General features: G+C 48.8%; 20 protein-coding genes. 1 reads left to right on the top strand and 19 read right to left on the bottom strand.

What is annotated here, in order from left to right; genetic code table 11:
• Nucleotides 1-88: 88 nt before the first annotated feature.
• The 5 genes from HOP45_RS01710 to HOP45_RS01690 all read right to left on the bottom strand — a co-directional run bounded on the left by HOP45_RS01710 (nucleotide 89) and on the right by HOP45_RS01690 (nucleotide 7,661).
• The gene (locus HOP45_RS01710; RefSeq protein WP_181347165.1) at nucleotides 89-2,425 is read right to left on the bottom strand and encodes a beta-galactosidase; all 2,337 of its coding nucleotides are present in this window, start codon (nucleotides 2,423-2,425) and stop codon (nucleotides 89-91) included.
• Nucleotides 2,426-2,870: 445 nt separating this feature from the next.
• The gene (locus HOP45_RS01705) at nucleotides 2,871-4,526 is read right to left on the bottom strand and encodes a glycoside hydrolase family 13 protein (RefSeq protein ID WP_181347164.1); all 1,656 of its coding nucleotides are present in this window, start codon (nucleotides 4,524-4,526) and stop codon (nucleotides 2,871-2,873) included.
• A gap of 30 nt (nucleotides 4,527-4,556) precedes the next feature.
• Entirely contained in the window at nucleotides 4,557-5,387 is an 831-nt protein-coding gene (locus tag HOP45_RS01700; RefSeq protein ID WP_181347163.1) for a carbohydrate ABC transporter permease, read from the bottom strand.
• Between the two features lie 32 nt (nucleotides 5,388-5,419).
• Nucleotides 5,420-6,319, bottom strand: a complete 900-nt coding sequence (locus tag HOP45_RS01695) for a carbohydrate ABC transporter permease (RefSeq protein ID WP_181347162.1) — start codon at nucleotides 6,317-6,319, stop codon at nucleotides 5,420-5,422.
• 106 nt (nucleotides 6,320-6,425) lie between these two features.
• Entirely contained in the window at nucleotides 6,426-7,661 is a 1,236-nt protein-coding gene (locus HOP45_RS01690) for a sugar ABC transporter substrate-binding protein (RefSeq protein WP_255437438.1), read from the bottom strand.
• 397 nt (nucleotides 7,662-8,058) lie between these two features.
• Between HOP45_RS01690 and HOP45_RS01685 the strand changes: the two genes are divergently transcribed.
• Nucleotides 8,059-10,224 (top strand): glycoside hydrolase family 3 N-terminal domain-containing protein, encoded by a 2,166-nt coding sequence (locus HOP45_RS01685; RefSeq protein ID WP_181347161.1) that lies wholly within the window; start codon nucleotides 8,059-8,061, stop codon nucleotides 10,222-10,224.
• A gap of 122 nt (nucleotides 10,225-10,346) precedes the next feature.
• On the opposite strand, the gene motB is transcribed toward HOP45_RS01685, so the two are convergent.
• From motB to HOP45_RS01615, 14 genes are all read right to left on the bottom strand, one after another.
• Nucleotides 10,347-11,144 (bottom strand): flagellar motor protein MotB, encoded by a 798-nt coding sequence (gene motB, locus HOP45_RS01680; protein ID WP_181347160.1) that lies wholly within the window; start codon nucleotides 11,142-11,144, stop codon nucleotides 10,347-10,349.
• On the bottom strand, nucleotides 11,122-11,937 hold the full coding sequence (gene motA, locus HOP45_RS01675; RefSeq protein WP_181347159.1) for a flagellar motor stator protein MotA: 816 nt from the start codon (nucleotides 11,935-11,937) through the stop codon (nucleotides 11,122-11,124). The genes motB and motA overlap by 23 nt, the downstream gene beginning before the upstream one ends.
• A gap of 261 nt (nucleotides 11,938-12,198) precedes the next feature.
• On the bottom strand, nucleotides 12,199-13,815 hold the full coding sequence (locus HOP45_RS01670) for a class I adenylate-forming enzyme family protein (protein WP_181347158.1): 1,617 nt from the start codon (nucleotides 13,813-13,815) through the stop codon (nucleotides 12,199-12,201).
• Between the two features lie 69 nt (nucleotides 13,816-13,884).
• Complete coding sequence (locus tag HOP45_RS01665; protein WP_255437437.1) at nucleotides 13,885-15,432, bottom strand: acyl-CoA carboxylase subunit beta; 1,548 nt, start codon at nucleotides 15,430-15,432, stop codon at nucleotides 13,885-13,887.
• 115 nt (nucleotides 15,433-15,547) lie between these two features.
• A complete protein-coding gene (locus HOP45_RS01660; protein WP_181347157.1) occupies nucleotides 15,548-16,531 on the bottom strand; it encodes a quinone oxidoreductase family protein in 984 nt (327 codons plus the stop codon).
• Between the two features lie 16 nt (nucleotides 16,532-16,547).
• The gene (locus tag HOP45_RS01655) at nucleotides 16,548-17,324 is read right to left on the bottom strand and encodes an enoyl-CoA hydratase/isomerase family protein (RefSeq protein WP_181347156.1); all 777 of its coding nucleotides are present in this window, start codon (nucleotides 17,322-17,324) and stop codon (nucleotides 16,548-16,550) included.
• 25 nt (nucleotides 17,325-17,349) lie between these two features.
• Nucleotides 17,350-19,092, bottom strand: a complete 1,743-nt coding sequence (locus tag HOP45_RS01650) for an acyl-CoA dehydrogenase family protein (protein ID WP_181347155.1) — start codon at nucleotides 19,090-19,092, stop codon at nucleotides 17,350-17,352.
• On the bottom strand, nucleotides 19,085-19,819 hold the full coding sequence (locus tag HOP45_RS01645; RefSeq protein ID WP_181347154.1) for a 2-phosphosulfolactate phosphatase: 735 nt from the start codon (nucleotides 19,817-19,819) through the stop codon (nucleotides 19,085-19,087). The genes HOP45_RS01650 and HOP45_RS01645 overlap by 8 nt, the downstream gene beginning before the upstream one ends.
• Nucleotides 19,819-20,883 (bottom strand): phosphotransferase family protein, encoded by a 1,065-nt coding sequence (locus HOP45_RS01640; RefSeq protein ID WP_181347153.1) that lies wholly within the window; start codon nucleotides 20,881-20,883, stop codon nucleotides 19,819-19,821. Before HOP45_RS01640 ends, HOP45_RS01645 begins: the two co-directional genes overlap by 1 nt.
• The gene (locus HOP45_RS01635; RefSeq protein WP_181347151.1) at nucleotides 20,880-21,299 is read right to left on the bottom strand and encodes an acyl-CoA thioesterase; all 420 of its coding nucleotides are present in this window, start codon (nucleotides 21,297-21,299) and stop codon (nucleotides 20,880-20,882) included. The genes HOP45_RS01640 and HOP45_RS01635 overlap by 4 nt, the downstream gene beginning before the upstream one ends.
• Nucleotides 21,300-21,313: 14 nt before the next feature.
• Nucleotides 21,314-22,093 (bottom strand): enoyl-CoA hydratase, encoded by a 780-nt coding sequence (locus tag HOP45_RS01630; RefSeq protein WP_181347150.1) that lies wholly within the window; start codon nucleotides 22,091-22,093, stop codon nucleotides 21,314-21,316.
• Nucleotides 22,094-22,978, bottom strand: a complete 885-nt coding sequence (locus HOP45_RS01625) for a 3-hydroxyacyl-CoA dehydrogenase family protein (protein WP_181347148.1) — start codon at nucleotides 22,976-22,978, stop codon at nucleotides 22,094-22,096.
• Nucleotides 22,979-22,996: 18 nt separating this feature from the next.
• Nucleotides 22,997-23,611 carry a TetR/AcrR family transcriptional regulator gene (locus HOP45_RS01620; protein ID WP_181347147.1) on the bottom strand — a complete coding sequence of 205 codons (615 nt, stop codon included), beginning with the start codon at nucleotides 23,609-23,611 and terminating at the stop codon, nucleotides 22,997-22,999.
• 72 nt (nucleotides 23,612-23,683) lie between these two features.
• On the bottom strand, nucleotides 23,684-25,294 hold the full coding sequence (locus HOP45_RS01615) for a long-chain-fatty-acid--CoA ligase (protein WP_181347145.1): 1,611 nt from the start codon (nucleotides 25,292-25,294) through the stop codon (nucleotides 23,684-23,686).
• Nucleotides 25,295-25,305: the final 11 nt, after the last annotated feature.

The raw sequence follows: 25,305 nt of genomic DNA, 5'->3' as shown, positions 1-25,305 counted from the left end.
TATAGACAATTGGATCCATCATGGTTCAAAGCTGATCAGATGATCCCTTTTTCTTTCAGGATAGAGCATTCTCTATCGGATATCCACCTTAAGAACCATTCCTTCTCAGTTCAATGGTCGTGGTTTCGTGAATATCACGCAAATCGGCCTCAGTGTGGATGGACCAGTCCGACCCATGGGTGAACGCAATCGCGCCTCCGTCCCCGACGGGTTTAACCATGAGGAGCAAGCGATCTTCATGTTCATCCACTCGCTCCAATTCCACAGTCGCATAATCGATCATCACCCCATCTGTAAGCGGATAATGCTGCAAACACAAGACACTCGAACGGTGGGGAAGGGTTACAGGGATTCCATCGAATAACGCCTTACCCTGTTCATAAATTACACCACTTTGCTGAATGTCATCATAATTCGTCACAAACACAAACGAGGTCTGATCATTTTTCCGCTGAACGATGGAGAGCTCAGCGTTCGAAGACGTGAAGGCAGGCGATATGCCGATTTCCCTAGCAAGTTCCTGAATCACCTCGACCTGGTAATCGAAATCATTTCGAATGCCGAACCCGAGCACCATGATCGTCCCGTCGCCCACCTGTTTCGTGTAGGCAGCGGTCTCATCGCTTCCATTGCGCTGAAACACAGCAACTCGTTTTCCCTCGTTCTTATGAAAGGCAAGTCGCTGTTTTACATTGACGGAATCAACCCCGAGAACATCCAGATAATCATTCCCCGGCAGATGCTCCCACTGTCCCAGCTGCAAGGCTTCCTGCAGAACCGTGCACGGACGACCATGGCGGTCCCACAGGGGAATCTCAGGGTACAGCACGAGATAACCGCCCGCTTTCACATAATCAGCCAAGCGCTGTTGAAGATCCTTTGCCATGTGCTCAGTTGCAAACACCCATAATGAGGGGACACGCTCCGGTTCAATCGGCTTGTGCAAATCCACGGCCCGGTAATGAATGTTCGCAATGGTCAACAAACGCAGAATACCTTCATAGGCGAATTCCTCTCTTTTGACTTCCAACGTTTTCAGCCAGTCTGCATCCCGCGGATCAACGAACTCCGTCATATAATTGTCCGGGTCAAACCCAATATAGGTCTCCGCTCTTTTTTCAGCATTGACAAGCTGCGAACCTATCGTTTGGAACATGCGCCCTAGATGCTGTGCTGGATCATAATTCAACTGGGTATCACCCTTGGCATTTATCGGAGCCTGCCAATCGTGACGCCGTCCAAATATCCCAATATCGTCCGGGTTCTCCCCGGCTGCAAACATATAATAATTAATGGCATTCATGCCATGAGCCACGCACGTACGTGTATTCAAATCCAAGTCCTGCGGGTATAGCCGCGGTCGGTCTTGCAATCGCCCGGATTGGAACTCCGCTGAAAATAAAGGCTGTTCAGGTGAAGAAATCGCTTTCGTAAATTCACAACTAAGGGCTAAGTCATGATACGTATCATGCCCGATGTGTCCTGGGTAAAAATCGCCAGCCATAAGGGTGTTCGGCAAGCCAGCTGCCTCATACAGTTGGGAAAGACCAATCGGATAATCCACCCCGCGGCTCGACATGGAAAAGTTCTTAAACCCATGGACATTAATCAAGAACGGCACGTTGATGCCCGTATGAATCGCCAGGCTTCTTAAGACCTCAGCGTAATCCTTGATATACGTCCGCCAAAACAGGCCCCACTCCCAATGGAAAGAAGGATGGTCTTCCGTGAGCCCTGTTTTAAAGGTGTCTACAAAAGCTGCAAATGACGGAGCATCCAGTCCGTATGCTTCATTAAACAAAGCGATCGAGCCGTATTTATTTTCTAAAAAATGAATGAAATAGTGCAACGTCGCTTCGTTATAATCAGACGTGTTGGTTACCCAGTGCAACATGCCGATTTCATTACAGAGCTGATACGTCACCACCGGTCCGCCGTGACTGATTTGTTGCGGCGCAATAATGGCATTGACAGCTTCATACCAACGTTTCACTTTTTCCAGAAATAAAGGATGCATGTAAGCGACGACACGCGCGGGATGGTCTTCACCATTCTGTTGCTTCGCGATCACTTCCGGGTATTGCTCCAACAGCCAGGACGGAACCCCCTCGTTCCGTACCTCAGCCATAATATAAGGGCCTGGCCGGACAAGACAGTACAAGCCTTTGGCCGCAGCCAGCTCTAGAAAACGTTGCAAATCGCGTTCTGCTACCGTTTCCCCCGTAAAATCAAAGGCGCCTTCCTCATATTCGTGCCAAATCCAGGGGACGTAGGTGCTGATGAGATTACAGCCCGCGTCGATTAATAAATCAATGCGCTGTTCCCAATCTGAACGGGGAATTCGAAAATAGTGCAGTTCCCCGCCATACAACAAAACGTCTTGGTCATTTATCCGATATTTACCTTCTGTCAAAGTAACCGTCATGTCTGACTCCTCCCATGCATCCTACTTAAGCATTCAATAATAAAAAAGTAGTTATTTGAAAAAATAGGCTTCGAGATTAAAAAAACATAGAATTTATCGAATCCACATAGGTAGGGTCTTCCTAAGATGGAGGGGACCCTATTGAAACCCAGCATATCCAACAAGATTGTTCACAAAAATACTACTATGCAGGCATTCTGAAGCAATTCAGGCTACATTCGTTTTCTCCTTTAGAAGGGTCCGTTCACCAAAATTTCAGTGGGGTGGCTGGGAAACGGCGAGACTCCCGCGGGAAAAAGGAGCTCGGCAAGACCCCACAGAGAGCGAAGCGACCGAGGAGGCTTGCCGGTTCCCCGCAGGAAAGCGAGTTGTTTCCCAGCCACCCCAAACTCATATTTCGCAACGGACCTAAGAGCTTAACTTTATATATTGCCCATTTGAAAAATCAACATTGAGATGTAACTGGGTTTAATAGATAAACTACTGCTTCATAGGGGCGCAGCTTGATGTCCTTTTGCCCGCCAGGTGGGTCCTCGTAATTGCTGATTAAAATATCAGTTGTTAGCTCACGCAACTCCTCTGGCCATTCAAAATGAGGCTCCCCCGTATAAAAATTAGCCACCACTAGCAACTTTTCACTCCCGAGCGTCCTGACATAAGCGAATACTTCCGCATGCTCAGCATCCACCAGCTGATAGCTGCCATGCACGATAATCTCATAGTTTTTTCGCAACTGGATCAACTGCTTATAATAATGATAGATAGACTCAGGATCGCGCATAGCAGCCTCGGCATTAATCTCCCTGTAGTTGGGGTTAACCTTCATCCACGGTTCACCTGTCGTAAAACCTGCCTCGTGTCCGTCGTTCCACTGCATAGGCGTCCGGGCATGGTCCCGCCCTTTAGCTTGAATCGAAGCCATGATATCAGCCGGGTCATCCCCTTGCTCAATGCGTTCATGATACATGTTGATCATTTCAATATCTTTAAAATCTTCACTGTTGTTAAACGTCGTATTCGTCATGCCGATTTCTTCACCTTGGTAAATATACGGCGTGCCTTGCAGCAAATGAAGCACGGTAGCAAGCATTTTGGCTGATTTGACCCGATAAACTGTATCATCGCCCCAGCGGGAAACAATTCGAGGCTGGTCATGGTTATTCCAATAGAGGCTGTTCCACCCTTCTTTATGAAGCGCCGTCTGCCACTTGCTTAGAACCTGCTTTAAATCTCGAAGATCCAAAGGCTTTAAGGCCCATTTTCCTTCTCCAGCCACTTCATCGAGCGACATGTGCTCAAACGTGAATACCATGTCGAGTTCGTGACGATCCGGCCGCGTGTATAATTTCGCCTGTTCCGGATCGACTGACGGCGTTTCCCCGACGGTCATGATCGCGTCACGATAAGGCGCTAACACTTCTTTGTTCATCTCCTGCAAATACTCATGGAGTTTAGGACCATTCGCGATGATTCCTCTATCCACTTCTTTGCCTATCAGATCGATGACATCCATACGAAAACCGTTGATCCCTTTTTCCAGCCAATAACGCATCATCTCATATATCTTCTGCCTCACGTCTTGATTGTGTAAGTTCAAGTCCGGCTGTTTTCGGCTGAACAAATGAAAATAGTAGGCATCCGTTTTGGCATCGTATTCCCATGCAGACCCGCTGAACACGGAGCGCAAATCACTCGGCGGCCCCTCGTCTCCACTGCGCCAAATATAAAAATCGCGGTACGGATTGCTGCGCGAGGTGCTGGCTTCCCTGAACCAGGGATGTTCATCTGACGTATGGTTGATGACAAGGTCCATGATAAGCGCGAGATTTCGTTTATGCGCTTCAGCAATTAATCTTTCCATGTCTTCCATCGTGCCAAAATCGCTCATAATCGCATAATAGTCACTGATGTCATACCCATTATCGTCATTCGGAGATTGATAGACCGGGCTGAGCCAAATGATATCGATCCCCAAATCGACGAGGTAGTCCAGTTTCTCGATGATGCCGGGAATGTCCCCGACTCCATCACCGTTCGAATCGTTGAAACTTCGCGGGTAAATTTGATAGACAGTGGAACGCTGCCACCACGTAGCTGTCATGCCATCACTCCTTTTTCAATCTTCACGCCTTTATTTGATACCTGACATCGTAAATCCTTCCACGATGAATTTCTGGAAAAAGGAAAATATAATGATGATCGGGACAACCATGAAAGCAGCGCCGGCCATCTGTAAGGCGAAATTATTCGCATATTGCCCCTGAAGTAAGGACAATCCCACCGATAATGTATATAAGCCTTCATCATTCGCAATGATCAACGGCCATAAGAAACTGTTCCAGGCGGCAATAAAGGTGAGGATACCCTGGACCGCAAAAATCGGTTTGGCGACCGGCATAATCAACCGGAAAAATATATAAAACTCACCGGCCCCATCCAGCCGTGCTGCCTCAATTAAGTCCGTGGGGATGGTCGTCATGAACTGGCGGAACAAGAAAATGCTGAACGCGACGGCTAAACCGGGTAAAATGATCCCCGCCATCGTATTTGTGAGACCCATTTCGTTTAAAAGCAAATACACGGGAATCATGGTCACCTGCCCTGGAATCATCATGGTCGCCAGCACAAGGTAAAAGATTTTTTCGCGCCCTTTAAATTCGAATTTGGCAAATCCATACCCGGCCATCGCGTTAAATAACAACCCGAGAAAAGAAAACACAACGATAATCAAGGTGTTGCGTAAATAGACGGCAAAATTCAAGCTCTGGAATAATTCCACGTAGTTTGCCAATGTCGGGTTTTCCGGAAAGATGGTCGGCGGAATTTGCAGCACTTCACTCTCCGGTTTGAATGAACTTGACACCATCCAGAAGAATGGGATGGAGACCACGATGCCTCCCACGACCAATAAAATCGTGACCAGCGTTTTTTCAAATGTACTTTTTTTAGCGGCTGTCGCCATGTTCGTCACCTCCGTCTGCAATCTGACCGCTCTTAGTGTTCAACGTCCGATTTCCTTAGTTTGAATTGCACGAGTGTCACCACAATAATCAACATGAATAATACGAATGATCCGGCAGCGGCGTAGCCGAATTCGCTATACTGAAAACCTTCCTTATAAATGAACAGGGCGATAGAAATCGTACCGTCAAGCGGTCCCCCATCCGTCATAACAAATGGTTCTTCAAAAAACTGCATCCAGCCGATTAACGTCGTGACGGTTACAAAGAAGGTGGCATAGCGCAATAACGGGAGCGTCACGTTGAACAGCATCTGCACGCGATTGGCCCCATCCATTTCAGCTGCTTCATAATAGGAACGCGGAATGCCCTGTAAAGCTGCTAAAAAGATAATCATATTAATCCCGATGCCTTTCCAGACAGCCAAAATGATTAACGATATTTTGGCGATCGTCGGTTCTTCAAGCCAGGGGATGTTCTCAATACTCATTAATGAAAGCAAATAGTTAAACAAGCCATATTCCGTGTTATAAAGATAGCCCCAAATCACAGCGACCGCGATAATATTGGTGATCGACGGCATGTAATAGACGGAACGAAAAATTTTAAACAGCATGCTCGTGCCATAATTGAGCAGTAAAGCAATCGACAACGAACAAATGATGACCAGGGGTACGCCAATCACGACATAAAACCCTGTATTAAGGAGCGAAGTCACAAAGACGTCATCACTCAGAAGCTCTTTATAATTTTCCAACCCGATAAATTCAATATTGGACCAATCAGCCAACCCTTTCAGATCCAAATTCGTAAAGCTGATGACAAAAGCAATCAAAATGGGAATGATGCTGAAGATCGTCAGCAAAATGACGGCTGGCGCTATAAACATATAGGGATGTCGATTTCTCAATGTACGTCTGAATACATCATTCATATTCTCCCACCTTACTCCATTTGCTTTTTCACCGCATAAGGTGATGAAACAGGGCGACAGCGGCTTATCGCTGCCCCCGCTATTTCACTCAGTCGTTCGGACATATTTATTCGCTTCTGATTTCCTGAACTTTTTCGTTGAATTTCTCCAGCTCTGCTTCTACATCAGCATCGCCTTTATTAATCCGTTCAATGCTGTCCAACAACTCTTGCGTCACCTGATCCCACTCTTCTATCTGCGGCCCAGCGTTCGCATTCTCCAGCTGTTTTCCGAAGCTAGCGTACATCGGATCGTCTTGTAAGGAAGATTTTTCCCATGCTTCAACGCGAGACGGTAAGGTGTTAGACATCTCCAACCAATCCATCTGTGTATCGACTTCGCTTATGAAGGAAAGGAATTCGAGTGACTCATCTACTTTTTCAGAGTTATGGAAGATGGAAAAGTTAGCACCGCCGATACTGGAATCTCCTGTTTCCTTCTTCGGCATAACCGCCGTGCCCCATTTACCTTTCAAATCAGGAGCCTGATCATTCAGAATGCTGATCATCCAAGGGCCGCTGAAGAACATCGGCTTCGACCCTTTACTGAAGGCTTGTGTAATATCTTCTCCTTCTGTCGTCTGGCTGATGCCTTCTTCAAAGAAGCTGTGATAATACTCGATTGCCCCAACGAATTCAGGGCTGTCCAAGTTCAAATCATCGTTTTCCATATCCGCTTCATACCCATTTTGCCAGGCGAAAATGAACGGTGTGATTTGATCATTCTGGTCAATATCTAGTCCGTATTGCCCTTCGCCACGATCAGCAAGTTTACTCGAGGCATCCTTCAACTCGTCCCATGTAGCCGGTGCTTCATCATAGCCTACTTCTGCCAACAAATCTTCACGATAGTAAAGAACACGGGTTTCGACATACCATGGCACGCCGATCACTTGGCCATCGTACTCCATCGTGTCCTGAGCGCCTTCAAAGTAGTTTTCTTGTTTAAATTCCGGATACTCTTCCTGATACTCTGTTAAATCTAGCAACGCACCTGCCTCAGCAAATTCAGGCACCCAGGTCGTCCCCAACTGCAGCACGTCAGGTCCGTTCTGGGAAGCAACTGCCGTCAACAGCTTATCATGAGCACTGTCCCACGGAATCGCCTGAACATCCACTTTGACATCAGATTGCTGCTCGAATTTCGCGGCCAAATCTTTCAGCTTTTTACCTTCTTCCCCCATGGCCCAAACAGAAATAGTCTTGTCATCCCCATCAGCATTACTTTCGCTGTTGGAACAACCACTGAGAAAAGCAGCCATTACCATTGTCGAAAGCATGATCATTACCAACGATTTTTTCATTACCAACCGACTCCTTTTAATAAGTTAAATGATAGAACGATAGCGCCCACTCGACCTTGCCTCATGTTATGACCAAAGCTGAATTCTTTCCTCCTCAACAAACTTTTATTGAAACGTTTCGATACATTGATTGTAATGAATCGTGTATCCGCTTTCAATAGTTTTTCGAAAATTTTTGTAATTTTATTGGCGGCGAGGTCATTTTTCCAAGGAATTTAAGGGGCCGAAAAGCGCTATAACACTGGCATATAAGCATTAAAAAGCAAATATTTACCTTTTTCAATATAAATAGAGAAATGTATTTTCACGATTGACTCGTATAAAAAAAGCGCTTATACTCCAATTATACTAAACTCGAAACGTTTCACTTTTATCGAATGAACTGGGAGGTTTTTTTATGGCGGACAATCACATCGCCTCGTTGCTGGAACAGATGACACTGAACGAAAAGATAGGCCAGCTCGTGCAGCTGGCAACCCCGTTTTTAAAAGGAGCTTCGGACGGCGGGCAGATCACCGGTCCTATGAAAAACATGGGAATTGATGAAGAAAGTATAAAAGATACAGGATCTGTCCTCGGAGCTTCAGGTGCGGAAGAAATCATGAACATCCAGAACACCCACCTTGCCGAAAATCGCTTAGGCATCCCGTTGTTATTCATGTCAGATATCATCCATGGGTACAAAACCATTTTCCCCGTACCGCTTGCCATCGGGTGTTCCTGGGATATGGAGCTTGCCGAGAAAAGCGCGGAAATCGCCGCAAATGAGGCAGCTGTCTCAGGCGTACACGTTACCTTTTCCCCTATGGTTGACCTGTCTCGCGATCCACGCTGGGGGAGAGTGATGGAATCCACGGGCGAAGACCCTTACCTAAACAGTGAAATAGCCCGAGCGTATGTCCGCGGTTTTCAAGGCGAGGATGTGACCCGTGACCTCGGGCGTCTGGCGGCATGCGTCAAACACTTTGCTGCCTATGGTGCACCTGAAGGCGGGCGCGATTATAATACCGTGGATATGTCCGAACGCCAACTGCGCGAGATGTATTTGCCGGCTTATAAAGCTGCCCTCGACGAAGGCTGCGAAATGGTCATGACATCATTCAATATCTTAAACGGCGTCCCTGCTACCGGAAACAAACCTTTGATGCGAGATCTCTTGCGGGATGAATGGGGATTCGACGGGGTGCTTATTTCGGACTGGGGAGCCGTCAAAGAACTGATTCCGCACGGTGTCGCTGAAGATGAAAAAGAAGCGGCCCAAAAAGCCATCACCGCAGGCGTTGACATTGAAATGATGACCGGCTGCTATACCAGTCATTTACAAGGTTTAATCGAGGAAGGTGCCATTGACGAGGAAACTGTTGATGAAGCCGTTCTGCGTATCCTTCAGCTGAAACAAAAACTCGGCTTATTTGACAATCCACACCGGGGTGCAGACCCTGCTTTAGAAGAGCAGGTCGTTCTTTGCGCCGAACATCGCAGTGCTGCCCGGGAGCTGGCTGCCAAATCTTCTGTTCTATTAAAAAATGACCGCGTGCTGCCCTTGAACCCAAATCAGAAAGTAAGTTTAATAGGGCCGTTCGCCCGGGATGCAGACATTCTGGGGCCGTGGTCGTGGCTCGGTGCTGAAGAAGATACAGTGACGCTTGAAGACGGATTGAGACAGTATGTAAATCCGGATCGCTTGACCATCGCGCCAGGATGCAGCGTGGAAAGCGGAACGGAAGAAGACATGCAAGCTGCTGTCCATGCTGCTGAGGAAGCAGACGTTATTATTCTGGGACTCGGGGAACGTTCCTATATGAGCGGAGAAGCCGGCTGCCGCGCTGATATCCGGCTGCCTGATGCACAACTGAAGCTGATTGAGCGTGTGAAAAGCCTAGGCAAATCCGTCGTAGCTGTGCTATTTAATGGACGGCCGCTCGACTTGCACGGTGTGCTCGATGAGGCGGACGCTGTGCTGGAAGCCTGGTATCCCGGAACCGAAGGCGGATCAGCCGTGGCAGACCTCTTATTTGGGGCAGTCAACCCTTCAGGACGCTTAGCGATGTCATTCCCTTACACTGTGGGACAAGTTCCTGTCTACTATAATCATTTCAACACAGGGCGTCCCAAAGATGCACCCGATGCTCAGGAACGCTTCGTCTCTCAATATTTGGACATACCGAACGAACCGATGCTGCCCTTTGGCTTCGGGTTGAGCTATACCACCTATGAATACAGCAATCTCACACTTTCAAGTGACACGATGACGGCCTGGGATTCGCTGCATGTCTCTGTGAACGTGACGAATACGGGTGAGGCAGCTGGTGAAGAAGTCGTCCAGCTTTATATTCGCGATGTGGCCGGTGAGATTGTAAGGCCAGTCAATGAATTGAAAGACTTCCAAAAAATCGTTCTGGAGCCCGGTGAAACCAAGACAATTGCGTTTACGATCACAGAAGACCAGCTGCGCTATCACCATGCTAACCTGGACTATACAAGCGACCCCGGACGCTTCCAAGTATCCATCGGCCCCAACAGCCAAAACATCACCACCAGAACCTTCACCCTAACCGATTGATGCTAGAATTGATGCGTACCTGGTACAAATCAGTGCATTTCAAAAGAGCCGGGCGTGCCATTTTGGCACGCCCGGCTCTTTTCATTTATTCGTTTTTGTACCAGGTACGCTTCAGATACGTGTTATGATTCTATTTCGGTGTTGGGTAGGACGAGGATTTCGACGCGGCGATTTTTGGCTCGATTGTCTGCTGTATCGTTGGGTGCGACGGGGTTATGTTCCCCGTACCCTTTCGCACTGAATAAGCTGGCATCCAGGTCACTGTTTTCCAATAATAGACTCATAAAATTAACGGCACGCATCACGCTTAGATCCCAGTTCGAGGAAAATTCATCATTGTTGATGGGGCGGTTATCCGTATGGCCGCTGACGACGATCTGGTGAGGAGGGTCTGTATGTAAAAACTCGGAGACCTCCCCGGCAATTGTTTCACCTTCGCCTCTTACCGTAGCACTTCCCGACTCAAAAAACACTTCGTTAAAAATGGAAATGAGCAGGCCTTCGTCCGATAATTTTGTGCCAAACACGTCTGCAAGATTATTTTTTTCAATGTAATTGTTCACTTGATCCTGCAGCGCCCTTAATTGACGGAGTTCCACTTCGCCTTCCTCTTTTTCCTTGTTTTCCTCAGGTTCTTGTTGTTCCAATTGCTCTCGTTCTTCATCTTCTTCTCTTTCCTCATCGATCGTGATTGGCGGGGGATCCTCTGACGGCGTGTTTTGCTGTTCTAAAATCCCATTCCCTCCATTGAATTCCCCTTTAAAAACTTGTGCAAGTTGTTCATACCGTTGATTATCAACTTCACTCATCGCAAACAAAACAATAAATAAGGCCAAGAGAAGCGTCAACATATCGGCGTAAGGAATCAACCACGTTTCATCCACATGGTTTTCATCTTTATGCTGTTTCTTTCTGCGCATCTTCTCCCTCCTGCTCTTCTATTTCTTCTGTTTCTTCATAAAGCTCAGACGGAGACAGATACGAGCTGAGTTTATCCCTCATGATCATTGGGGAATCTGCATTGGTAATCGATAGAATGCCTTCAATCATGATGTGCTTGATCTGAATCTCATTCTTCGATTTTTCTTTTAATTTGTTGGCAAACGGATGCCACAGCACATAGCCTGAAAAAATCCCCAATAATGTCGCAATAAACGCGGCCGAAATAGCACTCCCTAGTTTCTCCATGTCCTGTAAATTACCGAGCGCTGCGATCAGCCCGATCACTGCTCCTAACACACCCAGCGTGGGTGCATAAGTCCCCGCTTGTGTGAACACAGATGCACCCTTCTGATGGCGCTGTTCCATCGCATCAACTTTTTCCAGCATCACGTCACGGATAAATTCGGGCGTTTGACCGTCTACAACCAGCTGAACACCTGACCTTAGAAATGGATCATCGACTTCATGGATCTTGCGCTCTAACTCGAGCAACCCTTCACGCCTCGTCGTGTCGGCCCATTCCGTGAACGTTTCAATTAATTCCTTTATATCTGGCTGCTCTTCTTCCTTAAAAATAATCTTAAAGAGAGTCGGAATTTTTTTGATTGTGCTGACCGGAAAAGCAATACACACCGAAGCTGCTGTACCGAGGAAGATAATCAGCAAGGCTGCCGGATTAATGATCGCTGCTGCACTCACACCTTTCAAAACCATTCCGACACCAATAGCAATGATGCCTAAAAGTATCCCTATTACTGATGTTTTATCCACACTGTCACCGCCTTATATATTAACTTTAGTAACTATCACAAAATATGTAACCATCGTATACCATTTTTTTATAGCTAATAGATTTATAGCCCTCACTTGTATCATCGGCTGCATACGCAAAATGTTAAATCTTGTTTACCATTTCACATCAAACATAAAAAAAGAACCCCAGAGCCTTGGGGCAACCCCAAACCTGAAGTTCCATAAACAAAAATGACACGCCCGGCTCATTTCAAAAACCGCTTTTCGTACCAGGTACGTTTATTCGAGGTGCCGGCGGAGGATTTTGCCTGCGCCGGTTTGGGGCAGGGTTTCGCGGAATTCTACGTGTGCCGGGACTTTATAGGCGGCCATATGGTCTTTGGCCCACTGAATCAAATCTCCCTCACTGAGCCGTGGTTGATCTGGATCAGGGATGACGAATGCTTTAACGACTTCCCCCTTACTGGAATCAGGCACACCGATTACAGCGACTTGGGCAACAGCTGGGTGTTCCTTAATGAGCGCTTCGACATCATCCGGGAATATGCTGAAACCGGAAGATTTAATCATTTCTTTTATGCGCCCTTCAAAGTAAAGGTAGCCCTCCTCATCAATATACCCGATGTCCCCCGTATGCAGCCACCCATCCCGGTAGGTTTCGCGTGTCGCATCAGGACGGCCCCAGTACCCTTTAAAGACACCAGGACTGTGAATGACAATTTCACCGGGAGCACCAGGAGGTTGCGGCTCTCCTGTCGCCGCATCATGGATCTCGAGCGTCGTACCTGCTACAGGAACGCCGACCGAGCCGAATTTCACATGATCTCGCGGCATGTAAGTATCAACCGTATGGGTTTCACTCAATCCGTAGGCACCTTCATACAAAGCACAGTCTGGGGCTAGCTCCTTCCAACGGGCAGCAAGCTTTTCTGTTACCGGCATACCAAAGCTGGTACACAAATTCAGCCGTAAATGATGGAGCTGTGCCGATTCAGCAATCGATAAAATCGCTTCGTTCATCGGGGCAATGCTGTACCATACGGTGACATCATACCGATTGAGCGCTTGTAAAACCGTCTGCGGATCAAAGCGGGCAAACAAAACACATGGCGAGCCCGTAAACACAGGGATATTAACGCCCATCACCATCCCGGCGATGTGACAGAGCGGCATCACCGCCAGCCACGTTTCCCGATCTCCCACGTCATTCATCTCCACGGACACAGCTGTTTTATAAAGGGCATTTTCATAACTCAGCATAGCCGCTTTTGGACGTCCTGTGGTCCCTGAGGTAAAGGCCAACAGCGCAGTATCATCCATGTTCACGGGAGCCGGCTCATCCAAAATAGATGCAGACGCAACGGCCTCTTGCCATGCCACTTCCGGATTTTTCAGGGGGACGGACTCTCCCTTAATATCTTCAGGTATAGGCATGTCGGAGCGTTCTGGCAGATAATCTTCATAGCGGATCACGACCACTTTCCGAAGAGCCACAGGAGTATTCCGCCATTCGCGAAGCAGTTCTTCGCCACAAAAAAGTCCCGTCATTCCTACTTCTTCGGCCAAATATTCCAGCTCGCTTGCTTTATACATGGGGTTCAGCGGACAAACGATCGCACCTATGAATTGAACAGCATAGTGAGCAATCACATACTGCGGACTGTTTTGCATAAACAGACCGATCCGATCACCTTTTTCGAAACCACTTTCCAACAAGTAGCCTGCCATCGCCCGCACATCGTCATACATTTGGCCCCAGTTAAATCGTTCACCATAATAAATGTACGCTGTCTCCTGCGGCCGTTCTTCTCCGTTCTGCTTAAAATAGTACACGAGCGGCTGTTTTCCTAAGGGATACACATCAGTCGACATGTGAAAACGTGTACCTTCATACATTCCATTTCCTCCTCACGATTCATGCGTTATACCAAAACACATAAACAGCTTGCCTGAACATGTTCCTGATCAAAAAGACATCGGCCAATCAGCCAGCCGTCGCTCACTTCTCAACTCGCCCGCTGCATGAGCAGATTCGAGAAATCTGTGTAAAAATGCCCGCGTCTGCTTGGGCTCGATCACATCTTCAATCAGAAAATTCCCGGCCGCCTGGTACGGTGAACTGTCAAAAGCCCATTGCTCCAACAACTCAGCCCGGGCTTCATCGGGATTTTCAGCGTCCTGCAGCTTGCGTCCATATACGACATTGATGCCGACTTCAGGACCGGTAAAATTGATTTCCGCTGATGGCCATGCCACAACAACATCTCCACCCATCCCAGGACCGCACATGTTCCCGTATGCAGCTCCGATGCTTTTTCTCAGCACAACAGCGTATTTTGGCACCGTGGATTTCGCCAGAGCCGTATTCCAATTCATGATTTTACCGGGCATCTTGTCTTTTTCAGCGTTACTGCTGATCCGAAAGCCAGGCGTATCATGTAAAAAAATGAGCGGAATATGATACGCGTCACACAAACAAATAAAATCGACCGCTTTGTCACACTCTTTTGGACCAGGCGAACCGGCCATATGCTGCGGCTGACTGGCTACGACGCCGACCACTCGTCCGTTCAAACGGGCAAGTCCAGTCAACAGCGCTTTCCCATAAAAAGGGCGAAACGCCATGTAGGAATGATCATCAAAAATGACCTCCAATACCGCGTTCATATTATAGGGGCGGCGACCATTGGCAGGCACAAGGCTTTCAAGCACACGTTGATCCTGTTCCTCAGTGGAAGAATGCAAACGCTCCGGCTCTACTCCTGCATGCGAAGGGAGATAACTGAAAAAATCCTTCAAGGCTTGAATCGCCTCCTGCTCATTCGCAGCGATGTGATCAATTTGTCCCGTATGATCGGCATGCATGTCTGGACCTCCGAGTTCCTCTGCGGTCATCTTTTCTCCACTGGCCATTTCCAGCATGCGCGGGCCCGCTACGGCCATCCCTGCCCCTCTTACTTGTGAAACGAAATCGGAAGTCACGGCCATCCAGGTGGGCCCGCCATAACTTTCCCCAAGAATCGCTGTCAGAATAGGTGTTTCCCGGCAGTGATCCAACAGACAGGATGGGAACAATTTGTCACTGATGCCGTCAGCCCCCATCCCATCAGGCATGCGTAAACCGCCCCCTTCACATAAGTTGAACAAGGGAAGCTTACGTTTCCGGGCATACTGATGAAAATACTCACTTTTCTTCAGATGCACGGCACCTTCCGTACCCGATAATACAGACGCATCCAACGCTTGAACCACCGCTTCTCTGCCATCTACAGTGATTAACCCTCCAATGAGGCCATCCGCCGGCGTCCGCGATTCCATACCAGAGACTGAAGAGTGGGCAAGGGAGCCGAGTTCCATAAATGACCCCTCATCGGCCAACATCTCAATCCGCTCTCTTGCCGAATGGCCCCCTTTCTGTTGCCGCTTACTCTGCCCTGATTGGGTTCTTGCCTCTTCCTTCCTCTCCTTCAACGCTTCCACATACTCTTTCATCACGTCACGCACCTTGTTCATAATATTCTGACACCCAAACTCAAAAGAAAAACACGCAACCCACACGTGCCCTTCTTCACCTTAAAATGAAACACCCGGCTCTTTTCAAATCCCCACTTTTGTACCAGGTACGCAATTAAGGCTGGAGGATGAGTTTGCCTTTGGTTTGGCGGGCTTGGAGTTGGCGGTGGACGGTGGCTGCTTCTTCGAGTGGGAAGACGCCTCCGATCTCCAATTTTAATGCGCCGCTTTGAATATAGCCGAGCAACTCCGTCAAGCTCGACTGGACCAGTTCCGGTTTCTTTAAAATTTGCGGCAGGAAGAAGCCGATGACGCTTTGGTTCTTAGCCATCAGTTTTGACGGGTGAAAGCGGGCTTGTTCACCGCTTGCCACCCCGTAGATGACGAGACGACCAAAGGATGCCAGGCAGTCGATCGTCTGGTGGAAAACGGCACCGCCTGCCATCTCAAGAGCGACATCAACGCCTTTCCTACCGTTCAGTCGGCGCACTTCATCCGCCCAACCTTCCTGGGTATAATCTACGACTTCATCAGCACCATATGAACGTGCCAGTTCGCGTTTTTCAGGACTGCTGGCTGTGCCGATTACTTTCCCGGCTCCTAACAGTTTCGCTAACTGCACGGCGAACACGCCAACACCGCCCGCTGCTGCATGAACGAGGACCGTTTCACCTTCTTCCAATCGCCCCATCGTTTTAATAATGTGATAAGCACTCAACCCTTGAACGGGTATCGTGACAGCATGAGCGTCGTCCACGCCGTCTGGAATCGGAATCAAGCCGCTTTCCTCTGCAATCGTGTATTCAGCATAGCCCGTAGCACGGTCACTCCCGAGCAGGGTCACCACACGATCACCCTGCTTGAACCGCTTCACTCCGGATCCGGTTTTGACAATCGTACCGGCAACTTCCGTACCAGGTACGTAAGGCAATGTGGTTTCCACCACGTATTGCCCTTCGCGTCTTGCTGTATCTGCGTAATTGACGCCGATTGCTTTTGTTTCAATCAAAACCTCCTGCTCGCCTGGCTCAGGCTGGGCAAGGTCAATCAGCTTAAGCACGTCGGGCCCGCCAAATTCTGTGAATTGAATCGCTTTCATCGTGAACCTCCTTTATTTATGCGCCGTGAAAGGCTGGTTTCCGTTTCTCTTGAAAGGCTTGCACGCCTTCTTTATGATCGTCACTCGCTGTCAACAGAGTTTGCGTGATACGTTCCTGCTCTAAAATTTCGTCCAAATCAGCATTTAATGAATGATCCATCACTTTTTTCATCATACCGAACGCTTTGACGGGTCCTGAGGCAATCTTCTCTGCGTACGCCTTCACGTTGTATTCCATTTCATCTTCCTGGACCAGCGTATTCACAAGTCCCCATTCTTTCGCTGTTGAGGCGTTAATTGGCTCCCCACTGAACATGAGCTCTTTCGCCCGATGGATGCCGATCAATTTCGGTAAAAAGTACGAACCGCCGCCGTCCGACATGAGACCGACTTGGGCAAAGCTCAACGTGAACTTACTTTTCATTTCCGCTATGACCAGGTCACACGCCATCACCAGATTGAATCCTGCTCCGGCCGCAAACCCGTGTACGGCTGCGATGACCGGTTTCTCTAATGATTTGATCGCCAATATCGTCTCATTCAGTTTCCCGATATGATCATAGATTTGCTCAGGCGTCACATCGCCCATCGTTTTCACATCGCCGCCAGCACTGAAGGAACGCCCGGCCCCGATTAATACCACGGCTTTGATCGCTTCACTTTCACCTGCGTGTGCTAACGCTTGGACGACTCCGCTCAACATATCTTCACTGAACGCGTTCAAGCGATCGGGCCGATTCATCGTGACGTACAAAATCCCATTTTCTTCATTTGTATAAATGTGTTCTTCCATTATGAATCTCTCCTTTTAAGGGTGGTTAGACAGCATAGCCGCCTTTTTCGTAAAGCTTCTCAGCAATGCCGCGATTCCGGGCTACAGACCCTGGAAAGCGAACCGCAATCAGGCGCTCATACATCGTCTGGGCAAGCTCCGGTTCATCAGCCAGTAACGGATCTTCTAAACCACGTAATACGACGAGCGCTTCTGCCACCGTATCTTCTAATAGCGCTTCCATTAAAGCATGCGAAAGCGAAGACGGCTGCGCTTGTTTCTTGTTCGTCCGGAGAACAGAGGACTCTGCTGCGTATAATAAAATGGCCAGCTCCGATAATTTCATAAGTACCTCCTGCTCGGTTTCAATGGCGGCCCCGAACTGCTTCTTAGCCTGTCCGACTAACACAAGGTAGATGGCCCGGAGGTTTTTCACCACTTCCATCGGTTGTGAAGCAAGCTCTGTGCCTTTATGGAGTTGTTCCATCGCGTCACGAACGTTTGCTTCATAAGCCAATTCACCTTTCATGATCTTTTTCAAAAATTGCCCGGTCAGCAGCAGCCGATTGATTTCATTGGTTCCTTCAAAAATACGGTTGATGCGGGAATCACGGTACATATGTTCAATCCGGTATTCCGATATGAACCCGGCCCCGCCATGCAGTTGAACACCTTCATCGACCAGATGATCAAGCGTTTCCGACCCGTAAACCTTACAAACAGCGCATTCCATCGCAAATTCCGACATCGCAGCAGCAACTTTTTTCCTCGAGTCTTCGACATCCATCCCTTGCAGCGATGTTTCCAGTAGATGAGAAGTCCGGTATTGCACGGATTCTGATGCGTAAATGCAGGCAGCCATTTTTGCCACCTTTTCTTTACTGGCACCGAATTCACTAATGCGTTGCTTGAACTGCTTACGTTCGTCTATATGAGCAATAGTGAGCTTCAGCGCATGTTTGGCTGCTCCCATACAAGCAGAACCGAGATTGAAACGCCCCAGGTTCAAGACCGTAAACGCGATCACGTGTCCACGTCCGATATCGCCGAGCACATTCGTCTTAGGCACTTCACAATTATCCAAAATGACGGCCCGAGTCGAGGACCCTTTTATGCCCATCTTGTGTTCTTCAGGACCAAGGCTCAAGCCAGGAAAATCTTTCTCCACTATAAAAGCGGTGAACTGTTCCCCGTCCACCTTTGCATAAACGATGAACGTATCGGAGAACTGGGCGTTTGTGATGTAAATCTTTGTACCGTTTAAGAGATAGTGGGTGCCCTGGTCATTCAATACGGCTGTCGTCTGCCCGGACATGGCATCGGACCCGGCTTCCGGTTCGGTTAAACAATAAGCTCCGATATACTCCCCGCTCGCAAGCTTCGGCAAGTAGTGCTCTTTTTGTTCCGTCGTGCCGTAATACGTAATCGGCAGCGTCGCGATGCACGTATGGTTGAAGTGAGCGACGCCGTAGCTTCCCGTGCGGCCCAGCTCCTCACCCACGATGCCTTTGCTGATCTTATCAAGTCCCAGACCGCCGTAGGCTTCAGGTACGCTATGAGCCAACAACCCGAGATCGCCCGCTTGTTTCATCAACTTCACGACCTGATCAAATTGTTGATCTTCAATGGCATCAAGAGATGGCATCACCTCCTGAAGAGCAAATTGCCGGGCTGTCTTTTGAATCATGAGCTGTTCATCACTTAAATCTTCCGGAAAAAAGCTATCCGCTTCATTGATTTGCGACACGAGGTACTCGCCTCCTCGAATCGATGTTGTCGCTTCACCCATTGGTCTTTCCTCCTTCATCTGTAATCCACCCGTCTGATGCCACAACCGGTACAACATCCAAATTACCGGCCTCAGCAGCAAAGCTGAGATCCTGGGCAAAACCGTGGGCTGAGAGCATGTGGCCAACGCGTGCCTGTTTAAGTAAGTCCACCGGTTTTTCCGGGCAGCTTTGATAAAATTTCCACGCGGTCAGCGCTGCGTCATTACACGTGATTTCCGTATGTGAGGCTAAATGAGCGACCAAGTGGCCCGCTCCATAAAAATCCTCCAGGCAAAACTGGCCCGTTGACCCTGCACACACCATTACGATGTCATCGTTTCCTTGCCTAAGAAGCTCTCGAGCAATCGTTTCATTATTTAAAAGTGACGACGCATAAACCCGCTCCGCTTCTTCCGACTTGCGCAACGCGACCGTGCCGTTGGTGGTCGATAAAATAATGTCTTTCCCCTTGACCGTTTCTGACAACTGAGTAGGGCTCGGCATGTGGAACCCATCAATTAAGAGACCATTTTTCTCCCCGACGAGCATGGCGTCCTTCGCATCAGGATCAGCATGCTTAAGTTTGGCTTCCTCTTCATCTAAAACAGGACATACCCGTTTCGCTCCGGCGGCAAGTACCGCTGTGATCACTGTCGTCGCCAGCAGCACATCAAAAACCACGGCTTCTTTGCCGGGTAACAGTTCGGGTTGCAATTCCTCTTTTTTTAAAACGAGATGGATTCTCATCAGAGGCCAGACTTCGCTGTTTTATTTGCATGTGCAATCAAGGCAGCTACGGTGCGATCGAAGCCGGCAAAACGCTGATCGTCCGTTTGACCATTCACAAAACGGTAATAAATCTGCTGGGCGATGACCGCGAGTTTGAAATACGCAAACGTGACATGAAAATGCAAATGGGTTAAATCGCTTCCGCTTTGCCGCGCGTATGCCTCAGCAAACTCACGGCGGCTGTAAAACCCTTCCCGCACTGTGACCGGCGTTTTGCCGAATCCTTTCTTCAACGCTTCCGGATCGTCTTCCTCAATCCAATAAGAAAGGGCCACACCGAGATCAGCAAGCGGATCGCCGACCGTGGTCATTTCCCAGTCGAACAGACCGCGTAAGGAGCCGACATCGTTCGGGTCGAACAGTGCGTTATTGCATTTGAAATCATAATGGATTATCGCCGGGGCAGGAGACGTCGGGATATTGAAAGCGAGCCAATCGGTCAATTCCGCCACGCCAGCTACGTCATCCGTTTTTGCTTTATCATAGCGCTTAATCCAACCGTACACCTGGCGTTCAAGAAATCCGTCGGGCTTGGTCATCTCCGCCAGCTTTGTTTGGGAATAATCAAGGCTATGAAGGGTGACAAGCGTGTCCACCATGGATTGCGAAATGCGTCGTCCCTTTTCCGGCGTCTCGTCAATGCCCTCCGGAAACGCGGTATCAATCACAACACCGTGCCGGCGTTCCATCACGAAAAACTCGCTCCCGATAATGGACGTATCATCCGTATAAAGATAGGGTTCCGGTGCCAGCGGAAAGATCGGGTGGAGTGCTTCAAGCACCGTACTCTCACGTTTCATATCATGCGCTTTCGGTGCGACCGGACCGAGCGGGGGCCTGCGTAAAACCGCTTCCCACGACCCAGCCGACAGGACATACGTTAAATTGGAGTGACCTGACGGAAATTGGGCGACTTGAAGCGGCTCATCAGGCATGTCAGATAAATGCGCCCGTAAATACGCTTCAAGCGCGTATGTGTCCAGCTCTTCACCTTTTCTTACAGGGATGGTGTCCGAGCTCATCGCTTGGCCTCCTTTGCTGTTTCCAGTCCGATTAACGTCTCGAGATCATGCTTCATCTCCTCTGTTAACGGTTCACTCTTTTGACTGGCAAAATTGAAATGCACAATCACGGCTGTTCCTTTCGCCAACAATCCGCGATCACTCGAAACGTAATGCTTCATCTCAAAGCTTGACGTGCCGATGCGTGAGATCGTTGTTTCGATTAACAACCGCTCGTCGAAATAAGCCTGCTGCACATAATCGCAGGACGTCGAAGCCAGGATGAACGGCCAATTTTCCATATCCATTGACGTTCCCAATTTCCGAAACACTTCGATCCGCGCCTCTTCCAGGTAGATAAAATAACTGATATTGCTCACATGGCCGAGTCCGTCGGTTTCACTTGCGCGTACTTTTACATGCAATTCATGCGCCATCATCCCGCCCCTCTCTATTTATGCTGAAATTCGGGTTTGCGTTTTTCGACAAATGCCTGGACGCCTTCCTGAACATCTTCTGTCTGGAAGACTTCAACGAATAAATCCGCTTCTTGTTTGATCCCGCCCTGTAGATCTTGCTGCAAACCATTGTCGACGGCACGTTTGATCCGGGACAATGATTCCAGTGAATACCCTGCGATGCGCGCGGCCATTTCTTTTGCTGAGGCCAATCCTTCGCCGCTCGGCACCACTTTATTGACCAGGCCGATCTGCCGGGCTTCCTCTGCTTCGATCGGTTCGCCAGTAAACATCATTTCTTTCGCTTTCGACTCGCCGATCAAACGGGCCAGACGCTGCGTCCCACCGCCTCCAGGGAAGAGACCGAGCTTGACTTCCGGGAGTCCCAACTGCGCATGGTCTTCGGCAATCCGGATATCACACGTCAACGCAAGCTCACAGCCACCGCCAAACGTCAGCCCATTTAACACAGCAATGGTGGGTTTCGGCAGCTGATCCAATTCATTCAACATGGCGTGCGTTTCCATGACATGGGTTTTCATATTGGGGTTATTCATCATCTCGGGAAATTCCTTGATATCCGCTCCAGCCATGAATGCTTTTTCTCCAGCACCTGTCAGCAAAATGCACACAACCTCACGATCCTGGCGTAAATCGCTCGTGACCTCCTGCAGTTCGCGTTGGACTTGCTGGTTCATCACATTCAGCGGAGGGTTCTCAATCGTTACGACCGCAATGCCAGCTTCTTTCGCTACCTTTACGAGTTGTCCCATTTAGACACGCGCCCCTTCCTTCGTATAGTCATACCAGCCTTTGCCTGTTTTGCGTCCGAGCTCGCCTTTTTTAACCTTTTCTTCCACCGATTTCGCGGGCTTATCATCGGGGTTTCCGGTCTCATGATAGAGTTGCACATTCCCGTAATACCCGACATCAATGCCGGAGAGGTCCATGAGCGCAAACGGCCCGATCGGATGATTCAACGCTTTTTCACAAATGGTATCGATGTCTTTGAAATCAGCATAGCCTTCTTCATACAAGTGCACGGCTTCTTTGGTAAGCGCAAATAAGATCCGGTTCGCAATAAACCCGTACAATTCTTTACGCAGCAGTACACGAGTCCGCCCGATGCGATCACATACCTCCAGGGCAAGTTGGGCGGTTTCCTCTGATGTCTCATCACTTTGCACCACTTCCACACAATCCATCACGAGGGCCGGGTAGAAAAAATGCATGTTACAAATACGGTCCGGGCGACCCGTCACTTCAGCTATCTGCGAATTGACGATCGTGGAACTATTCGTAGCAAAAACAGCATGGGCAGGCGCTATTTCATCCAGTTGCTTGAACACCTTCTGTTTGACATCAAGCTTTTCCACGACAGCTTCAATGACAAAATCCGTATCAGCCGCTGCTTCTTCCAGATTCGTCGTCGTATGAAGCCGGTTGAAGGCAGCCTCTTTATCGTGTTCTGAGATTTTGCCCTTTTTCACCCACTTCGTCATATGACCGTCGAGCTGGTCCGTTGCCTGGGTCAACGCCTGTTCGTTAATATCCTGCAAATAGGTATCAAAACCACCCAGCGCACAAAGCATGGCGATTTGATGTCCCATCGACCCTGCGCCCAGCACCGTTATTTTGTTGACGTGTTCTGCTTTCATCCCTTATTCCTCCTTCGATCATTTTTCGGCTACGATGGATGCGCCGTTATAAGCCTGATACTCATTGGAATCGTTTCGGATACCGCTCAGCACCATATCCGTATAAACCGTCGCAATCTGCTTATCCGTTTTTTGGCCGTCAGGATTGAACCATTGATAACTCCAATTGCATGCCCCTAATATGCCAAGCGTGACGATATCAGCCTCCAAATCCGGCCTGAATTCCCCTGCTGAAATGCCGGAACGAATCACCTCTTCCATCGCAAACCGCACCCGGTCACGTTTCGCTCTGATTTCTTCCAAATTTTCATCACTCAGATGGCGAAACTCTCGGAAAAACACCCGGGCACTCCGGCCTCGAGGGGCAATATTGCGCAGTAACATTTCCACTAAACCATGTAATTTCTCGGTGTACGTCCAATCAGAACGGTTCATGATTGCCATCTGCTCTTCCATCAGGTGGTCGATATACCCTCGGTGAATGGTGATCAGCACTTGTTCTTTACTCGTGAAATAATAGTAGAATGTACCTTTTGTCACCCCGAGAGCATGGGCAATATCCTGAATGGACGTCTCTTTGAAACCTTTTTGTTCGAATAATTGAATGCTCGTTTCTACAATTTTATGTTTCAAACGTGTCCGCCCCCTTCGATGTCTCAATTGTCCTTTCTCTATCTCCATTGCCAAGTCAGGGGGCCGCTGCAGTTACGCTTTCTTAGAAGCTTCCTCCCTGATGGTTCTTCGCAAAATTTTCCCGACATTCGTCTTAGGCAGCTCATCACGGAACTCGACTTCCCGCGGCACTTTATAAGCGGCCATGTTATCTCGGCAATAAGCGATCAGCTCCTCGGATGTCGCTGTGTGCTGGTCTTTTAGTACAACAAAAGCCTGGACCGTTTCGCCGCGATAAGCGTCAGGAACACCGACTACGACCGCTTCCTGAACGGCTTCGTGTTCATAGAGAATCTCTTCCACGTCTCGCGGGTAAATGTTGTAGCCGCCCGCAATAATCAAATCTTTCTTGCGATCGACAATATACAAATAACCGTCATCGTCGATTCTTGCAATGTCCCCGGTATAAAGCCAGCCGTCGCGCAGCGTTTGTTCCGTTTCTTCCGGCATCTTCCAATACCCCTTCATAATTTGCGGGCCACGTAAAATGACTTCACCCGATTCACCAGGCGGCAGCTCTTCTACGCCTGTGGCTACATCGACAATTTTGTATTCGGTGGAAGGAACGCCTATGCCGACACTGCCCGGTTTTCGTTCACTAAACGGCGGATTGCAATGTGTGACGGGGGAACTTTCAGATAAGCCAAATCCTTCTAGCACCCGGGCACCTGTTTTAGCCTCGAAACTACGCATCAATTCCTGCGGCATCGGGGCGCTGCCACTGTTACAAACGTTGATGCTTCCCAGTCCATATTCCTCAGCATGCGGATGATTCGTAAGTGCCACATACATCGTCGGAACGCCCGGGAAAAAGGTCGGCTGTTCGTTCTTAATCGTTTCGAGTACTTCCTCCAGCTCGAAACGAGGTAGCATAATACTTTTGGCACCTGAGTAGATTGAGAAATTCATGCAGGACGTCATACCAAACACGTGGAACAGGGGAATCACGGTCAGGTAACGTTCTTTGCCAGGTTCAACTTCATCCTGGAAATATTCATGCGTCTGCACAACATTCGCCACCACGTTTCGATGGGTCAGCATCGCCCCTTTTGAACGACCTGTCGTACCACCTGTATATTGCAGTACAGCCAAATCTTCGCTCGGGTCAATGGCGACCGGCGCCGGAGCTCCCGGAGCAAGCTGTAAAAACGCCGAAAATACGATTTCATCGCTAACAGGTTCATATTCGCCTGTAAATTGCACGGCGATGACATTTTTAATGGCGGTCTGGTCCTTGATTTTTTCTAATATCGGAACAAGCGGTTCATAGATGACAATCGTTTCAGCTCCCGAATCGGATAAAATATGTTCTAACTCGCGACCTACCAGCATTGGATTGACTTGGGTGACCACAGCGCCGGCAGTCAGTGTCCCATAATAGCTGATGACATAATGGGGACAGTTCGGCAGCATGATCGCCACTCGGTCGCCTTTGTTCACCTCGTTCTGCTGCAGGGACGAAGCAAACGCAGCCACCTGCATCGCCAATTCTTGATAACTGATTTCATTTCCATAAAAGGACAACGCCGGATTGTCGGGAAATTTCGCGACTGTTTCCTGCAGAACGTCTGTCAACGCAATATCCGGCACCTCCACTTCTGTGCGAATATGTTCCGGATAATGCCTTCTGCCTACGTGTTCCATGACACATCTCC

It is taken from the genome of Thalassobacillus sp. CUG 92003, assembly GCF_013618635.1.
Lineage (GTDB): Bacteria > Bacillota > Bacilli > Bacillales > Halobacillaceae > CUG-92003.
Note: the sequence above shows the minus strand (reverse complement) of the source record. Positions and strands in the feature narration are given on the sequence as shown.

Excerpts from the sequence above, each read along its gene's own strand:
- HOP45_RS01710 (WP_181347165.1), bottom strand. The coding sequence starts at position 2,425 with ATGACGGTTACTTTGACAGAAGGTAAATATCGGATAAATGACCAAGAC.
- HOP45_RS01705 (WP_181347164.1), bottom strand. The coding sequence starts at position 4,526 with ATGACAGCTACGTGGTGGCAGCGTTCCACTGTCTATCAAATTTACCCG.
- HOP45_RS01700 (WP_181347163.1), bottom strand. The coding sequence starts at position 5,387 with ATGGCGACAGCCGCTAAAAAAAGTACATTTGAAAAAACGCTGGTCACG.
- HOP45_RS01695 (WP_181347162.1), bottom strand. The coding sequence starts at position 6,319 with ATGAATGATGTATTCAGACGTACATTGAGAAATCGACATCCCTATATG.
- HOP45_RS01690 (WP_255437438.1), bottom strand. The coding sequence starts at position 7,661 with ATGAAAAAATCGTTGGTAATGATCATGCTTTCGACAATGGTAATGGCT.
- HOP45_RS01685 (WP_181347161.1), top strand. The coding sequence starts at position 8,059 with ATGGCGGACAATCACATCGCCTCGTTGCTGGAACAGATGACACTGAAC.
- motB (WP_181347160.1), bottom strand. The coding sequence starts at position 11,144 with ATGCGCAGAAAGAAACAGCATAAAGATGAAAACCATGTGGATGAAACG.
- HOP45_RS01670 (WP_181347158.1), bottom strand. The coding sequence starts at position 13,815 with ATGTATGAAGGTACACGTTTTCACATGTCGACTGATGTGTATCCCTTA.
- HOP45_RS01665 (WP_255437437.1), bottom strand. The coding sequence starts at position 15,432 with ATGAACAAGGTGCGTGACGTGATGAAAGAGTATGTGGAAGCGTTGAAG.
- HOP45_RS01660 (WP_181347157.1), bottom strand. The coding sequence starts at position 16,531 with ATGAAAGCGATTCAATTCACAGAATTTGGCGGGCCCGACGTGCTTAAG.
- HOP45_RS01655 (WP_181347156.1), bottom strand. The coding sequence starts at position 17,324 with ATGGAAGAACACATTTATACAAATGAAGAAAATGGGATTTTGTACGTC.
- HOP45_RS01650 (WP_181347155.1), bottom strand. The coding sequence starts at position 19,092 with ATGGGTGAAGCGACAACATCGATTCGAGGAGGCGAGTACCTCGTGTCG.
- HOP45_RS01645 (WP_181347154.1), bottom strand. The coding sequence starts at position 19,819 with ATGAGAATCCATCTCGTTTTAAAAAAAGAGGAATTGCAACCCGAACTG.
- HOP45_RS01640 (WP_181347153.1), bottom strand. The coding sequence starts at position 20,883 with ATGAGCTCGGACACCATCCCTGTAAGAAAAGGTGAAGAGCTGGACACA.
- HOP45_RS01635 (WP_181347151.1), bottom strand. The coding sequence starts at position 21,299 with ATGGCGCATGAATTGCATGTAAAAGTACGCGCAAGTGAAACCGACGGA.
- HOP45_RS01630 (WP_181347150.1), bottom strand. The coding sequence starts at position 22,093 with ATGGGACAACTCGTAAAGGTAGCGAAAGAAGCTGGCATTGCGGTCGTA.
- HOP45_RS01625 (WP_181347148.1), bottom strand. The coding sequence starts at position 22,978 with ATGAAAGCAGAACACGTCAACAAAATAACGGTGCTGGGCGCAGGGTCG.
- HOP45_RS01615 (WP_181347145.1), bottom strand. The coding sequence starts at position 25,294 with ATGGAACACGTAGGCAGAAGGCATTATCCGGAACATATTCGCACAGAA.